This window comes from Agromyces litoreus, assembly GCF_040496015.1.
GTDB classification, from domain to species: Bacteria; Actinomycetota; Actinomycetes; order Actinomycetales; family Microbacteriaceae; genus Agromyces; species Agromyces litoreus.
Genome location: NZ_JBEPKA010000007.1, coordinates 13,741 through 28,065, shown reverse-complemented (window position 1 = coordinate 28,065; position 14,325 = coordinate 13,741). Strand labels below are relative to the sequence as shown.

At 72.2% G+C, this 14,325-nt stretch carries 14 protein-coding genes; 13 read left to right on the top strand and 1 reads right to left on the bottom strand.

Annotation, left to right across the window (positions count from 1 at the left end):
• Nucleotides 1-22: 22 nt before the first annotated feature.
• A complete protein-coding gene (locus tag ABME01_RS07190) occupies nucleotides 23-784 on the bottom strand; it encodes an IclR family transcriptional regulator (RefSeq protein WP_353827696.1) in 762 nt (253 codons plus the stop codon).
• Nucleotides 785-1,013: 229 nt separating this feature from the next.
• On the opposite strand from ABME01_RS07190, the gene dgoD reads away from it, so the two are divergent.
• The 13 genes from dgoD to ABME01_RS07125 are packed head-to-tail and all read left to right on the top strand — an operon-like array spanning nucleotide 1,014 to nucleotide 14,282.
• Nucleotides 1,014-2,147: a galactonate dehydratase gene (gene dgoD / locus ABME01_RS07185; RefSeq protein WP_353827695.1), complete on the top strand. Its 1,134-nt coding sequence runs from the start codon at nucleotides 1,014-1,016 to the stop codon at nucleotides 2,145-2,147.
• A 53-nt stretch (nucleotides 2,148-2,200) separates the two neighbouring features.
• Complete coding sequence (locus ABME01_RS07180) at nucleotides 2,201-3,499, top strand: ABC transporter substrate-binding protein (RefSeq protein ID WP_353827694.1); 1,299 nt, start codon at nucleotides 2,201-2,203, stop codon at nucleotides 3,497-3,499.
• Between the two features lie 59 nt (nucleotides 3,500-3,558).
• A complete protein-coding gene (locus ABME01_RS07175) occupies nucleotides 3,559-4,434 on the top strand; it encodes a carbohydrate ABC transporter permease (RefSeq protein ID WP_353827693.1) in 876 nt (291 codons plus the stop codon).
• A 2-nt stretch (nucleotides 4,435-4,436) separates the two neighbouring features.
• Nucleotides 4,437-5,357, top strand: coding sequence for a carbohydrate ABC transporter permease (locus ABME01_RS07170; protein ID WP_353827692.1), 921 nt, complete (start codon nucleotides 4,437-4,439; stop codon nucleotides 5,355-5,357).
• On the top strand, nucleotides 5,354-6,283 hold the full coding sequence (locus ABME01_RS07165; RefSeq protein WP_353827691.1) for a dihydrodipicolinate synthase family protein: 930 nt from the start codon (nucleotides 5,354-5,356) through the stop codon (nucleotides 6,281-6,283). Before ABME01_RS07170 ends, ABME01_RS07165 begins: the two co-directional genes overlap by 4 nt.
• Nucleotides 6,280-7,473, top strand: a complete 1,194-nt coding sequence (locus ABME01_RS07160; RefSeq protein WP_353827690.1) for a mandelate racemase/muconate lactonizing enzyme family protein — start codon at nucleotides 6,280-6,282, stop codon at nucleotides 7,471-7,473. The genes ABME01_RS07165 and ABME01_RS07160 overlap by 4 nt, the downstream gene beginning before the upstream one ends.
• Nucleotides 7,466-8,359: an SMP-30/gluconolactonase/LRE family protein gene (locus tag ABME01_RS07155; RefSeq protein ID WP_353827689.1), complete on the top strand. Its 894-nt coding sequence runs from the start codon at nucleotides 7,466-7,468 to the stop codon at nucleotides 8,357-8,359. The genes ABME01_RS07160 and ABME01_RS07155 overlap by 8 nt, the downstream gene beginning before the upstream one ends.
• A complete protein-coding gene (locus tag ABME01_RS07150; protein ID WP_353827688.1) occupies nucleotides 8,356-9,825 on the top strand; it encodes an aldehyde dehydrogenase family protein in 1,470 nt (489 codons plus the stop codon). Before ABME01_RS07155 ends, ABME01_RS07150 begins: the two co-directional genes overlap by 4 nt.
• The gene (locus tag ABME01_RS07145) at nucleotides 9,826-10,986 is read left to right on the top strand and encodes a mandelate racemase/muconate lactonizing enzyme family protein (RefSeq protein ID WP_353827687.1); all 1,161 of its coding nucleotides are present in this window, start codon (nucleotides 9,826-9,828) and stop codon (nucleotides 10,984-10,986) included.
• A complete protein-coding gene (locus tag ABME01_RS07140) occupies nucleotides 10,983-12,002 on the top strand; it encodes a sugar kinase (protein WP_353827686.1) in 1,020 nt (339 codons plus the stop codon). The genes ABME01_RS07145 and ABME01_RS07140 overlap by 4 nt, the downstream gene beginning before the upstream one ends.
• The gene (locus ABME01_RS07135; RefSeq protein ID WP_353827685.1) at nucleotides 11,989-12,621 is read left to right on the top strand and encodes a bifunctional 4-hydroxy-2-oxoglutarate aldolase/2-dehydro-3-deoxy-phosphogluconate aldolase; all 633 of its coding nucleotides are present in this window, start codon (nucleotides 11,989-11,991) and stop codon (nucleotides 12,619-12,621) included. The genes ABME01_RS07140 and ABME01_RS07135 overlap by 14 nt, the downstream gene beginning before the upstream one ends.
• On the top strand, nucleotides 12,622-13,500 hold the full coding sequence (locus ABME01_RS07130; RefSeq protein WP_353827684.1) for an aldose epimerase family protein: 879 nt from the start codon (nucleotides 12,622-12,624) through the stop codon (nucleotides 13,498-13,500).
• Complete coding sequence (locus ABME01_RS07125; RefSeq protein ID WP_353827683.1) at nucleotides 13,497-14,282, top strand: NAD-dependent epimerase/dehydratase family protein; 786 nt, start codon at nucleotides 13,497-13,499, stop codon at nucleotides 14,280-14,282. Before ABME01_RS07130 ends, ABME01_RS07125 begins: the two co-directional genes overlap by 4 nt.
• Nucleotides 14,283-14,325 lie beyond the last annotated feature (43 nt).

The window sequence follows — 14,325 nt, the reverse complement described above, 5'->3', positions numbered from 1 at the left end:
TGCACGGTATGCACCGATGCGATCACGCGGTGGCGGGATAGGGCGCGGTCGCCCCGAGCTCGTGCGAGATGCGCTCGCCGACCGCGCGCAGCTTCGGCATCTCGCGCTCGAGCACCGTGAGTGCGGCCAGCGACTTCACGGCCGTGACCGAGATGCCCCCCTGCACGCTGCCGTCCATCCCGAACACGGGGACGGCGATGCAGTTGATGTAGTCCTCGGCCTCGCCGTCGTCGACCGCCCAGCCGCGCTCGCGGATCCGTGCGAACTCGGCGCGCAGGCCGGCCTCGTCGGTGATCGTGGTGCGCGTGAACCGCTCGAACCCGCAGTTCGCGATCGCGGCGTCCTGCACCTTCTCGGGGGCGAAGGCGAGGATCGCCTTCGCCACGCCCGCCGTGTGCGCGAGTGCCTTCGCGCCGACCCTGGACTGCATGCGCACGGCGCCGAGGCCCTCGATCTTGTCGACGTACACGACGTCGCTGCCCACCAGGGCCGCGAGGTGGATGGTGTGGCCGAGGTCGTCGCTGAGCTCCTCGAGAGAGGGGCGCGCGACCGTGCGCAGGTCGATGCCGTCGAGGGCCCGCTGCCCGATCGCCACGAGGTGGAACCCGACGCCCCAGGTGCCGTCCGGCATCCGCCGCACGAAGCCGCGCGACTCCATCGAGTGCAGCAGTCGGACGATGGTCGAGCGGTGCACGTCCAGCGCCTCGCCGAGCTCCCTCGGCCCCCGCGGTCGCTGCGAGAGCAGCTCGATGATGTCGAGGGCCTTGTTCGTCGAGGTGGACACGCCGCCTCCCTTTCGTCGTCGAACGGTTGGTGTCTGTGCATATTATGCACACCCACGCTCAGAATTGTCACGGATTCGCCAAGATCGGGCCGAGCGTCCCCCTGAACCCTTGTGCTCCGGCCCTGCATGTGTATAGTTGTGATCGTTCAGCGCACAGAGATGTGCAAAATACGCACACACAAGGATGTGGTGACCAGCACATGGGACCTCGCACGATCGGCTTCGCGGCATGAGGATCACCGGTCTTCGGACGTTCCACGTCGCGCCGCGCTGGCTCATGCTGGCGATCGACACCGACCGCGGCCTCACCGGGTGGGGCGAGCCCGTCGTCGAAGGCCAGGCGCGCGTCGTCGAGCGCATGGTCCACGACCTCGGCGAGTACCTCGTCGGGCAGGACCCGCGCCGGGTGGAGCACCACTGGCAGGTCATGTACCGCGGTGCGTTCTACCGGGGCGGTCCCGTCCTCACCAGCGCCATCAGCGGCATCGACCAGGCGCTGTGGGACCTCACCGGCAAGCACTTCGACGCCCCGGTGCACGAGCTCCTCGGCGGGCGGGTCCGCGACCGCATCCGCATGTACGGCCACGCGCGCGGCCAGGGCGTCGAGGACTTCGTCGACGCCGCGCTCCGGGCGCAGCGCTCCGGGATGTCCGCCATCAAGTTCGGCCTCGACGGCCCCGTCGCCGGCGTGGACACCCCCGACTACGTCGCGCGGCAGGTCGCGCGGGTGGCCGCGGTCCGCGAGGCCGTCGGGCCGACGTTCGACATCGCGCTCGACTTCCACGGCCGCACGACGCCCGCGATGGCCAAGCGGCTCATCGCCAAGCTCGACGACCTCGACCCGATGTTCGTCGAGGAGCCCTGCCTCCCCGAGAACGTCGACGCGATGGCCGACGTCGCCGCCTCGACGACCGTCCCGATCGCCGCGGGCGAGCGGGTGTTCACGAAGTGGGGCTTCCGCGAGCTGCTCGAGAAGCGAGCCGTGGCCATCGTGCAGCCCGACCTGTGCCACGCCGGCGGCATCAGCGAGGTCCGCCGGATCGCCGCGATGGCCGAGGCGCATTACGTCTCGGTCGCCCCGCACAATCCGCTCGGGCCGATCTCGCTCGCCGCGTGCCTGCAGGTCGACGCGACCACGCCGAACTTCCTGATCCAGGAGCACCCGAGCATGGAGGACGGATCCGACCTCGGTCACGGGCTGCTCGCCACCCCGTTCGAGATCCGCGACGGCCATGTCGACGTGCCGACCGGCCCGGGCCTCGGCATCGAGGTCGACGAGACCCTCCTCGCCGAGCGCGCCTACGACGGCGCCTGGCCCTCGCCCCGGTTCACCCACCCCGACGGCTCCCACGGCGACTGGTGACCGTCCCACTGCTTCCACCCCCGAATACCCAGCACACCAAGAGAGGAAGAACGATGAAGTCCCACTCCGAAAGCGGTGCAGCCCGACTGCTCGCACCCCGCACGATCGGCGCCCTGCTGGCCGCCGGCACGCTCCTCGTGGGCGTCAGCGCCTGCTCGGCCGACAGCTCTGAGAGCGCCGACGGCACGACCGTCCTGCACGTGCAGGGCTGGAAGGGCGGCGGCTCCGAGATCGCGAACATCGACGCGATCAACGAGGCGTTCAGCGAGGCGAACCCCGACATCGAGCTCGAGTTCGAGTACGTCCCGCCGGGGGACGCGTACAGCCAGAAGATCCAGCCGCAGCTGCTGGCCGGCGACGGCGCCGACGTCATCATGACCGACGTCACGCGCATCCCGGGCTGGAGCAAGGCCGGCTACCTCATGGACCTCTCCGACGAGGAGTGGGTCTCGAACGTCGACCCGTCGGTCATCCCCTCGATCTCGGTCGACGACGTCGTGTACTCCCAGCCCATGGAGCTCATCCCCGAGGGCCTCTTCGCGAACACCGCGCTCCTCGAGGAGGCGGGCATCTCGGAGGTCCCGGCGACCTGGTCGGAGTTCGAGGACGCCCTGGCCAAGCTGAAGGACGCCGGCATCACCCCCATCGCCTACCCGAACAAGGCGGGCGACACCGGCCAGATGTCGCTCAACGGCATCGCCTCGACGCTCATCTACCAGGACACCCCCGACTGGGACGACAAGTTCAACGCCGGTGAGGCCAGCTTCACCGAGTGGGAGGACGCGCTCCAGCAGGTCGCGGCGCTCCAGGAGGAGGGCTACGTGGACTTCGAGCGCGAGCTCGGGACCGACGAGTGGTCGGATGGCCTGAACGACTTCGCCGCCGGCAAGTACGCGTTCTGGTTCCAGGGCGGCTGGATGGTGCAGGCCATCCAGAAGGCGGGCCTGGAGGACTTCACCTTCAACCCGTGGCCCGCGGCTGCGGATGGCGAGCTGCCGAGCGTCGGCTTCATCTCGGGCACCTCGTGGTCGATCAACGCGAACACCGAGAACGCCGAGGCCGCCAAGGCGTACCTCGACTTCTGGGCCGACGCCGAGAACGCCGCACCGTTCCTCGAGGCCGAGCACGCGGTCAGCCCCTGGACCGGCGCCCCGGCCGCCGAGGACGAGGTCGCGGCCACCGTGATCGACGCCTACACCGACGGCCGCTTCCACCTGCTGCCCCGCAACTCGTGGCTGAGCGCCGAGGGCAACAAGACCATGAAGTCCAAGATGCAGGCCTGGATGCTCGGCCAGTACGGATCCGACCAGGAGTTCCTGGCGGATCTCGACGAGGGCCTCCGCCCCGAGTAACCCCCGGTCCCGGGAGGGCGCCCCCGCGCCCTCCCGGGGTCCACCTGGAAGGAACCGACGTGATCGTCCGACACCCGCGCAAGGCGCTGCTGTTCCTGGCGCCCGCCGCCATCATCTACCTCGTCGTCATCATCTACCCGCTCATCGCGAGCGTGCGGCTGAGCCTCACCGACAGCCCCGCCGGCGGCGCCGGCGAGTTCGTCGGCCTGGACAACTTCGTCCAGATGTTCAACGACCAGGACGTCATCGACGCGATGTGGCGCTCCATCGCCTTCGCCGTCGTGGTCTGCATCTTCCAGAACGGCATCGCGCTCGCCATCGCCAGGGCGTTCTACAGCCGTCCGCGCCAGCAGCGCGTGTACAGCGTGCTCGTCCTCCTGCCGATGCTCATCTCGCCGGTCATGGCGGCCTTCATCTGGTCGGCGTTCTACTCGCCCGACGGCGTCATCAACACCGTGCTCAGCAACGTCGGCCTCGACGGCCTCACGCGCATCTGGCTCGGCGACCCCGACATCGCCCTCTGGGCCATCGCCGTGGTGAACATCTGGATGTTCATCGGCTTCTCCGCGGCGATCTTCTACGCCGGCTACATGAACATGCCGAGCGACCTCCTCGAGGCGGCGCGCATCGACGGCGCCGGCGGCCTCCGCAGGTTCTGGTCCATCGAGTGGCCGCTGCTCGCCCCGTCCCTCACCGTGAACGTCACGCTCTCGCTCATCGGATCGCTGAAGGTCTTCGAGTTCCCGCTCGTCATGACCAACGGCGGCCCCGCGGAGTCGACGACCACGCTCACCATGCTCATCTACGAGAAGATCTTCGGCGGCCAGGGACTGTTCTCCTACGGCGTCACCATCGCCGTGCTCCTCCTCGTCGTCGTCGTCGTCCTGAGCGGCATCGTGAACACCGTGCTCCGCCGCCGGGAAGAGAGGATCTGACCGTGTCGACCACCATGACCCAGACCGAGGCCGTGACCACCCGTGTCGGCCGCGGCGGCCGGCGCGGCACCGTCGGCGGCGCGCCCCCCGCTCGACGACGCGCTCGTCCGTCGGTCTCCCGACTGCTCGGCGACATCGGGCTGTTCCTCGCCGTCGTGCTCATCGTCGGCCCGCTGGTGCTGACCGTCTTCGCGTCGTTCCGCTCGCCGGCCGACTTCGCCGAGAACCCGTTCGGGATCCCGATCCCGCCCACGCTCGACAACTACGCGCTCGCGTGGAGCCGGATGAACTACCTGCCGAGCGTGGCGAGCACGGTCCTGATCCTCGTGTCGAGCCTCATCGTCATCATCGGCTTCGGCTCGCTCGCCGCCTACCCGCTCGCCCGCCTCACCCGGCGCTGGACCAACTGGGTCTACCGTGCGTTCATCCTCGGAATGACGCTGCCGGTGTTCGTGATCATCGGCCCGCTCTTCGTCCTGCTCCGCGACATGAGGCTGCTCGACACCTACGTCGGCGTCGTGCTCACCTACGCGGGGCTCTTCCTGCCGGTGGCGATCTTCTTCTACACGAGCTTCCTGCGGCAGATCCCGACGGAGCTCGAGGAGGCTGCGGCGCTCGACGGCGCGGGGTCGCTGCGCACCTTCCGCGTGGTCATCTTCCCGCTGCTGCGACCGGTGACGGCCACGCTGGGCATCTACCTCACGCTGCACGTGTGGAACGACCTGATCGTGCCGCTCGTGTTCCTGAGCGACCCGAACAAGCGCACGGTCATGGTGAACGCCTACTCGTTCATCAACCCGTACACGGTCGACCCGACGGAGCTGTTCCCGGCCGCCATCCTCGGCGTGCTGCCCCTGATCCTGATCTTCGCGTTCATGCAGGGCCGGGTCGTCCAGGGCCTCACCCTCGGAGCCGTGAAGTGAGCGCGGTGCCGATCGGCGTCGATCGTCTCGCGGGCGTCGCGCCCGTGATGATGACGCCGTTCGACGCCGCCGAGGAGGTCGACCTCGCATCGTTCGACCGCGTGCTCGAGCACCTGCTCGCCCGGGACGTGCCCGCGATCATGTTCCCGGGGTTCGCATCGGAGTTCGCCAAGCTCGCGCCCGCCGAGAAGACGATGCTCGGCATCCGCCTGATCGAGGCGACGCGCGGCACGCGCACGGTCCCCGTCCTCGCGGTGCAGGCGCCCGCGACGCGGGTCGCCCTCGACGAGGCGCGCACGTGGGTCGACTCGGGCGCGCAGGCGGTCAACCTGCTGCCCCCGCGCGAGAGCGGCGCTCCGCGCTCGCAGGTGGTCGCGCACTGCCGCGCGCTGCTCGCCGCCCTCCCCGAGACCGCGGTCGTCCTCCAGCACGCGCCGACCGCGCCCGGAGGCCTCACCGCCGGCGACGTGCGCGAGCTCGCCGCCGAGCACCCGAACCTGGTCGCCGTCAAGGTCGAGGCGCGGCCGCCGTACCGGTTCATCGCCGAGCTCGCCGAAGGCGACGCTCCCATCCCGAGCCTCGCCGGCAACGGCGGCCTCTACCTGCTCGAGTCGCTCCGGCTCGGCGCCGTCGGCGTGCAGCCCGGCTCCGGGTTCGTCGAGGTCTACGAGTCGATCATGTCGGTGTGGGCCGACGGCGACGAGGCGACCGCGGCCGGCGTGTTCGGCCGGCTCGTGCCGTACCTGCTCGGGTGGGCCACCACGCAGGACACGATGGTCGCCGCCGAGAAGCGGATCGCGCACCGCCGCGGACTCATCTCCACGCCCGTGTGCCGGCGCCCCGGCGTCGTGCTGTCCGACACCGACGCAGCGGCGGTCGACCGCTTCGTCGAGGAGTTCGCGCTCGTCGGGGAGGTCGCCCGATGACCGTCCGCATCCGCGAGATCCGCGGCTACGTCGTGAAGATGGACCAGAGCTACCTCGGCGGAGGCGCCCAGGTGGTCCCCGATTCCGCTCGCGGGAACTACGTCCGGCACACCAAGTACCGGTCGGCCTACTCGACGAAGTCCGAGACCCTCCTCGTGCGCGTGACCGCCGACGACGGCACCCACGGCTGGGGCGAGGCGCAGGCACCGCTCGTGCCCGAGGTGGCCTCGACCATCGTCGAACGACTCCTGGGCCCGTTCCTCATCGGCGCCGACCCGATGCGGACGCAGTCCGCCTGGCTCGACGGCTACGACGCCATGCGCGAGCGCGGGCACATGAACGGCTACCACCTCGACGCCGTCGCCGCGCTCGACATCGCCCTGTGGGACCTCAAGGCGAAGCTCCTCGGCGTCCCGGTCGCGACGCTGCTCGGCGGTCGCCTCCGCGACCGGATCCCGGCGTACGTGTCGGGGCTCTCGGCTCCCGACGACGCGTCCCGGGTGCAGAAGGTCCGGCGGTGGCTCGACGAGGGCCACCGGAGCTTCAAGCTCCCGCTCGGCAACGGCGTCCGCGAGGACGAGCTGTCCTTCGCCACGGTGCGCGAGCTCGTCGGACCTGACGCCGAACTGTACGTGGACGCGCACTGGCGGTACACCGTCTCGCAGGCGATCGAGGTCGGCGAGCGGATGCAGCCCCACGGGCTCGGCTTCCTCGAGGCGCCCATCGCGCCGGAGGACGGCCCGGGCCAGGCCGAAGTCGCCCGCGCGCTCTCGGCGCCCGTCGCGATCGGCGAGGAGCTGCGCACCAGGTACGACTTCCGCGACCGCCTCGTCGGCAGGTCGGCGGACATCATCCAGCCCGACGTCGGCCGGATGGGCATCACCGAGGCCGAGGGCGTGAACGCGCTCGCCGAGGCGTTCCACACGCCGGTGGCCCTGCACCTCGGCGTCGGGCTCGGCATCTACATCGCGGCCGGCATCCAGGTCGCTGCCGCGACGCGCAACTTCCTGACGATGGAGTACCAACCGGGGCAGCTCGAGGTCGGCAACCGACTGCTCGTCGAGCCCGTCGAGTGCGACGTCGACGGCTACCGCATCCCCGAGGGTCCGGGGCTCGGCGTCGACATCGACCTGTCGCTGCTCGCCGACTGGACGACGTCGAGCTGGGTGATCGGAGGCTCCGATGGCTGAGTCGCGCGACGCGACCGCGGTCGCCCACGCCGTCGCCCCGGTGGGCGACGTGACGGCCGACTTCGGTGAGGGCCCGGTGTGGGATGCCGCCACGGCGACGATCCTCTGGGTCGACATCCCCCGCGGCCACGTGCACCGAACCGACCCGGCGACGGGGGAGACCGCCACGACCGTGCTGCCCGCGCCGGTCTCGGCGGCGTGGCCCACCGCGTCCGGTGGGACCCTCGTCGCCCGCGGCGGCGAACTGGTCCGCCTCGGCGCCGACGGCGGCCTGACCTCGATCGCGCGCCTGACCGAGGGCCCGGCGCGGATCAACGACCTCGGCGTCGACGCCGAGGGCACGGTCTGGGCCGGGACCATGCCGACCGCGCCGACCGACGAGCGGGTCGGCGCTCTGTGGCGGATCGGCCGCGGACGGGTCGAGCGGGTCCGCGGCGACCTGCGCCTGCCCAACGGCATCGGATTCAGCCCCGACGGGAACCGCGTGTACCTCGTGGACACGCTCGACGCCCGCATCTGGACGCTGGATCCGGCCGATCCCGCCGGCGAGGCGGAGGTGTTCGCCGACCTCGACCCCGCATCGGTGCCCGACGGTCTCGCGGTCGACGCGGACGGCCGCGTCTGGGTCGCCTGCGCGGGCGAGGGCGCGCTCCGCTCCTTCACGCCCGACGGCCGACCCGCCGACCGCCTCCCGACGCCGGTTCCCACGGTCACCTCGTGCGCGTTCGGGGGCCCGGACCTCGACGTGCTGTACCTCACGACCGCGCCGCCGCGCGCCGGTGCCGCGGGCCACGACTGGTCCGGACGACTGCTCGAGACCAGGCCGGGTGCGGCGGGGACGACCCCGACCCCGGCCGACGAGACGGATTGGAGCGTACGCGCATGAGCGACCCGACGACCCGCACGGCCGACGGCCTGCTCTACATCGACGGCGACCTCCGCGAGGGCCTGGGCCTCCGCGAGGTCCGATCGCCCGCGACCGGGGAGGTCGTCGGCCGCGTCGCCTGGGCGAGCATCGCCGACGCCGAAGCGGCGCTGCTCGCCGCCGCCCGCGCGGCCGACGGATGGGCCGCGATCGGCGGCGGCGGGCGCGCGCAGTGGATGCTCGCCCTGCAGCGCGCCGTGATCGACGCCGAGCACGAGCTCCGCGCGGCCGTGACCGCCGAGACCGGCAAGACCTGGGAGCAGTCGGAGGACGACCACCGCCTGCTCGTCGACGCGCTCGGGTTCTACGCCGACGCGGCCCGCACGCTCGGTCCCGAGCCGCTCGCCGACCTGGCCGGCACCCACCGGCACGAACTGCGGCGCGTGCCGATCGGCGTCGCCGTCGCGTTCGTGGCCTGGAACTTCCCCCTGCTCAACATCGCGTACAAGATCGGCCCGGCGATGGCCGCCGGAGCGCCGCTCGTCCTGAAGCCCTCGGCGCGCACGCCGCTCGCGGCCTCCGTCCTCGCCCGCATCTGCGCCGAGGTCGGGCTCCCCGACGGGGTCGTGAACTTCGTCTGGGGCGACGACCAGGCCATCGGCGACGCCCTGTCGTCCTCGACGATCCCGGCGCTGATCACGCTGATCGGCTCGACCGAGACCGGCCGCCACGTCATGCGGACCGCGGCGACCTCGATCAAGCGGTTCTCGTTCGAGCTCGGCGGCAACGCGCCGGCGATCGTGCTCCCGGACGCGGACCTCGAACTCGCGGCATCCGTCATCGGCGACCTCAAGTTCGCCAACGCCGGCCAGGTCTGCGTCGCGCCGAACCGCGTGCTCGTGCACGAGGACGTCGCCGACGACCTCGTCGCGCGGCTGGTCGAGCGGGCGCGCGGCGTGCGCGTCGGCGTCGGCGACGCCGGCACCGTCGACATGGGCCCCATGATCGACGAGCGCGCCGTCGACCGCGTGCTCGACCTGGTGTCGCGGGCCGAATCCGACGGTGCGCAGGTGCTCGCCGGCGGGCGCCGCATCGACGATGCGCCCACGCGCGCGTGGGTCGAGCCGACCGTCGTCGCCGACGTCCGCGGCGACATGGCGCTGGCCGAGGAGGAGATCTTCGGGCCGGTCGTCGCCGTGCAGCGCTTCGCCGACGTCGACGACGCGATCGCGCGCGCCAACGACACCGACGCGGGCCTCAGCTCGTTCGTGTTCGGCACCGACCCCGGCCTCGTGGCCCGATGCGTCGACGAGCTGCGCTTCGGCGAGGTGCAGGTCAACGGCGTCAAGTACGCGATCGAGCTTCCGCACGGCGGCTTCAAGCAGTCCGGCGTCGGATTCGACTGCTCGATCCTCGCCCTCGACGACTACCTCGCGACCCAGCGCGTCACGACGCCCGTGGCCGCAGCACCCCACGGAGAGCAGTAGATGCGCATCACCCAGATCACCAGTCACGTCCTGCAATACCAGCTGGACCGCGAGCTCGGGTACTCGCAGCAGTACTACTCGGGCCGCACGACCCACCTCGTCGAGGTGCGGACCGACGAGGGCCTCGTCGGCTGGGGCGAGTGCTTCGGCCCCGGCAACGTGGCCCTCGCGAACAAGGTCATCGTCGAGCAGGTCATCGCGCCGATGCTCGTCGGCACCGACCCGCTCGACCGCGAGGTCTCCTGGCACCGGGTCTACAACCTGCTGCGCGACCACGGCCAGAAGGGCATGCCGATCCAGGCGCTCTCGGGCGTCGACATCGCGCTGTGGGACCTGTTCGGCAAGATCACCGGCCAGTCGCTCACCCAGCTCGTCGGCGGAGCCTTCCGCAGTTCCATCCCGGTCTACGGATACGGCATGATGCTGACCCGCGGCGACGGCCTGGCCGAGCGGATGGCCGAGGAGGCGGCCGAGATCAAGGCGGCCGGCTACGCGGCGACGAAGATGAAGGTCGGCCTCGGCGCGAAGCCCGACATCGGGCTCGTCGAGGCCGTTCGCGGCGCGGTCGGCGACGACTTCCCGGTCATGGTCGACGCGAACCACTGCTACGACGTCGACGACGCGATGCACGTCGGCAGGGCGCTCGGCGAACTCGGCGTCGCGTGGTTCGAGGAGCCGGTCGCCCCCGAGGACCGGGACGGCTACCGGCGACTCCGCGACGGGCTCGAGGTGAGCATCGCGGGCGGCGAGGCCGAGTTCACGCGCTGGGGATGGCGCGACCTGCTCGACGCCGGCTGCGTCGACATCGCGCAGCCCGAGGTCTGCGCGCTCGGCGGCATCTCGGAGTACCTCAAGGTGCGCACGCTCGCGCACAGCAGGTTCGTGCCGATCGTGAACCACGTCTGGGGATCCGCGGTCGCCGTCACCGCCAACATGCACCTGCTCGCGGCGATGCCCGACCTCCCCGGCGGGATGTTCGCCCGCCAGCCCATGCTCGAGTTCGACACGACGCCGAACCGCTTCCGCGACGAGCTCCTCGTGGAGCCGCTCGACCTGCAGCGGCAGATCCGCGAGCACGGCGTGGTCTCCCCGCCGGAGGGCCCCGGCCTCGGCATCGAGGTCGACCGCGACTTCATCGCCCGATTCGAGGTGGCGGCATGAGCGGCGAGATGGCGGGCTCGGTCGTCTGCATCGGCGAGTCGATGGCGCAGATCGTCCCCGACGACGGCGCGGGCCTCGAGCACGCGAGCTCGTTCGCGATCACCACGGCGGGCGCCGAGTCCAACGTCGCGATCGCGCTGGCCAGGCTGGGCACGCGCGCGTCGTGGGCCGGATTCCTCGGCGACGACCCGCTGGGGCGCCGCATCCGCGACGACCTCGCCGCGGCGGGGGTCGCCACGCCCCTCGTGCGGGAGGTCGGCGGGCACCGGACCGGCACCTTCTTCAAGGACCCGAACCCGGCGGGCTCGACCGTGTACTACTACCGGTCCGGATCGGCGGCCACGCTCATGGACGTCGGCTACGCGCGCTCGGTGCTCGACACCGCGCCGCGGGCCGTGCACGTCACCGGCGTGACCCTCGCGCTCTCGGAGAGCTGCTGGGAGTCGGTCACGACGCTCGCCCGCGAGGCGCGGGCGAGCGGGGTGCCGGTCAGCTTCGACGTGAACTACCGCGCACCGCTCTGGCCCGACCGGCGGACGGCGGCGAACGCGATCGAGGCCGTCGCGCGGCGCAGCGACATCGTGTTCGTGGGCCTCGACGAGGCGCACGCGCTCTGGAACTGCGCGACCGCCGACGACGTGCGCGAGATCCTCCCGGAGCCGCGGCGCCTCGTCGTCAAGGACGGCGCGATCGAGTGCGTGGTCTTCTCGGAGGAGGGGCGCATCGCCGTCCCGGCCCTTCCCGTCGAGGTCGTCGAGCCCGTCGGCGCGGGCGACGCGTTCGCCGCCGGCTGGCTGCACGGGTACCTCAGCGGTCTCGACGACCCCGCGTGCGTGCGCCTCGGCCACCTGATGGCGGGCGTCGCGCTCACCTCGCACTCCGACGTGGGCCGCCTCGACGTGCCCGCGGACGAGCTCGTCCGCCGCGCTGCGGAGGGCACCGATTGGATCCCGGCCGGCACCCCGGCCGTCGGCGCGGCGACCGCGCAGGCCGGAGGCTCCCATGCAGCGCTTTGACATCGCCGCCGCGATCGCCTCGAGCGGCATCGTCGCGATCGTGCGCTCGCGCAGCGCGGATGACGCGCTCGAGCGCTCGCGCCGGCTGATCGAGGCGGGCCAGCACGTGCTCGAGGTCTCGCTCACGACGCCCGGCGCGCTGGAGGTCATCACGACGCTCCGGCAGGAATCCGCCGCGGACGTGATCGTCGGCGTCGGCACCGTGCTCGACGGCACCACGGCACGGCTCGCCGCGCTGGCCGGCGCCCAGTTCACGGTCGCGCCGACCGTCGACGAGGAGGTCCTCGCGACCTCGCACCGCTACGGCCTGGCGACGCTCCCCGGTGCCGCGACGCCGACCGAGGCCATCCGGGCCCAGTCGCTCGGCGCCGACTTCGTCAAGCTCTTCCCCGCGAGCGCGTACGGGCCGGCGAGCGTGCGCGACATGCTGCAGGCGCTGCCGCAGGTCGCACTGGTGCCGACGGGCGGCGTGACGCGCGAGGACGCGGCCGAGTACATCCGGGCCGGTGCGGTCGCCGTCGGGATGGGTGGCGCGATCACCGCGGGCGACCCCTCGACCTGGACGGACGGCATCGCCGAACTGCGGCGGTCGATCGCCGAGGCGAAGGCGGGACGCTAGATGACGGTCGCGCGTGGGCGGTGGCGCGGGGAGGAGTCGATCGCGCTCGCCGCGGAGTGGGGCGAGGTCGTCGTGCTCCCGGGTCGGGGGGCGAAGATCGCCTCGCTCGCCGATCGTGCCGGCCGCGAGTGGCTCGCGCAGCCCGACGGCGACCTGCCCGCGGTCGACCACTCGGTTGCGTTCGCCGACGCCGAGATGTGCGGCTGGGACGAGATGGCGCCGACGGTGCGGACCAAGGGGATGGCCGACCACGGCGACGTCTGGCGCACGCCATGGTCTGTGCTCGACGCGCGGGACGACGCGATCGCGCTCGAGGTGCGCACGGACCGGTTCACCCTCCGACGCACGCTGACCGCCGTCCGAGACGGGTTCGTCCTCGACTACGCCGCGCGGTCGCTCGAGCCCGGCCTGCCGTTCCTGTGGATGGCGCATCCGCAGTTCCGCGCCGACGGCGCGACACGCGTACGGGTCGCCCCCGTGCCTCGCACTGCCGCGCGCGACGAACGCGGGCGACTCGTCGAGACGTCGTGGGACGACACGGCCCCCGCACTGGCCGACGTGCCCCGCGGTGCGGGCCGGAAGCTCTGGTTCGGCGTGAGCGAGACGGCGCCGACGGAGCTCGGGGTGCACCACGCCGACGGCGCCGCGCTCACGATGTCGTGGACGGGACCGATCACGGCCGCCGCGCTGTGGATCGACCACTGCTGGCGATCGCGCGAACCCGTCGTGTGCCCCGAACCGGCGACCTCGCCGGGCGACGACGTCGAGGCCGCCGCGGCGGCCGGCTCCGCGCTCGAGTTGTCGGCCGACCAGTGGACCGAATGGACCGTCGCCGTGAAGCTCGGCGCGGGCGACCCTGAGGAGGGTGGAAGATCATGAGGCATTCCGACCGACCCTGGCTGGTCGTGACGGGCGGCTTCGGCAGGGTCGCCCGCGTCGTCGTCCCGCGCCTGGCCGCGAGCCACCGCATCCACGTCGTCGACCGGGCCGGGAAGCCGACCACGTTCGAGCCCGACGCGGTCTCGCTCGGCGAGGCATCCGACCCCGCCCTGCTGCGCACCGCCATGGACGGCGCCGCGGCCGTGCTGCACCTGGCCGCCGACCCGAGCCCCAGGTCGCCGTGGTCGTCGGCCGTCGGCAACCTCGACCTCGCACGCTCCGTGCTCGATGCGGCCGCCGCGGCCTCGGTGCCGCGGATCGTGATCGCGAGCTCGGTGCACGCGTCCGGCGGCGACTACCGGTTCGGCGCGACCCCCGTGCGCACCGACACGCTCGCCCGCCCCTGCTGCGAGTACGGCGTCGGGAAGGCCGCCGTCGAGGCGCTCGCCCGGCTGCGCCACGACGAGACCGGTGCGTCGGTGCGCCTCATCCGCTTCGGCCTGACCGGGTGGGATCCGGTCAGCCGCGGCCTCGCGCAGACCTGGTTCGGCGACGACGACGCCGCGTCGCTCGTCGCCGCGTGCCTCCGCGCGGGCCCCGGGTTCGGCGTCTACCACGGCGTCTCGCGCTTCGCCTCGGCGTACTGGGACGTCTCGAACGCCCGGCCCGACCTCGGCTGGGCGCCCATGCAGGACCTCCCCGTCTCGTACGAGTCGCTCTCGACCCGCACCACCGCGAACTGCGCGCTCTTCGAACCGCCGCCCCGGGCGGCCGCGCGCTGAGCCCGCCCGCACGACCCCGCACGCACGTTGGCCGCCCGGCGGC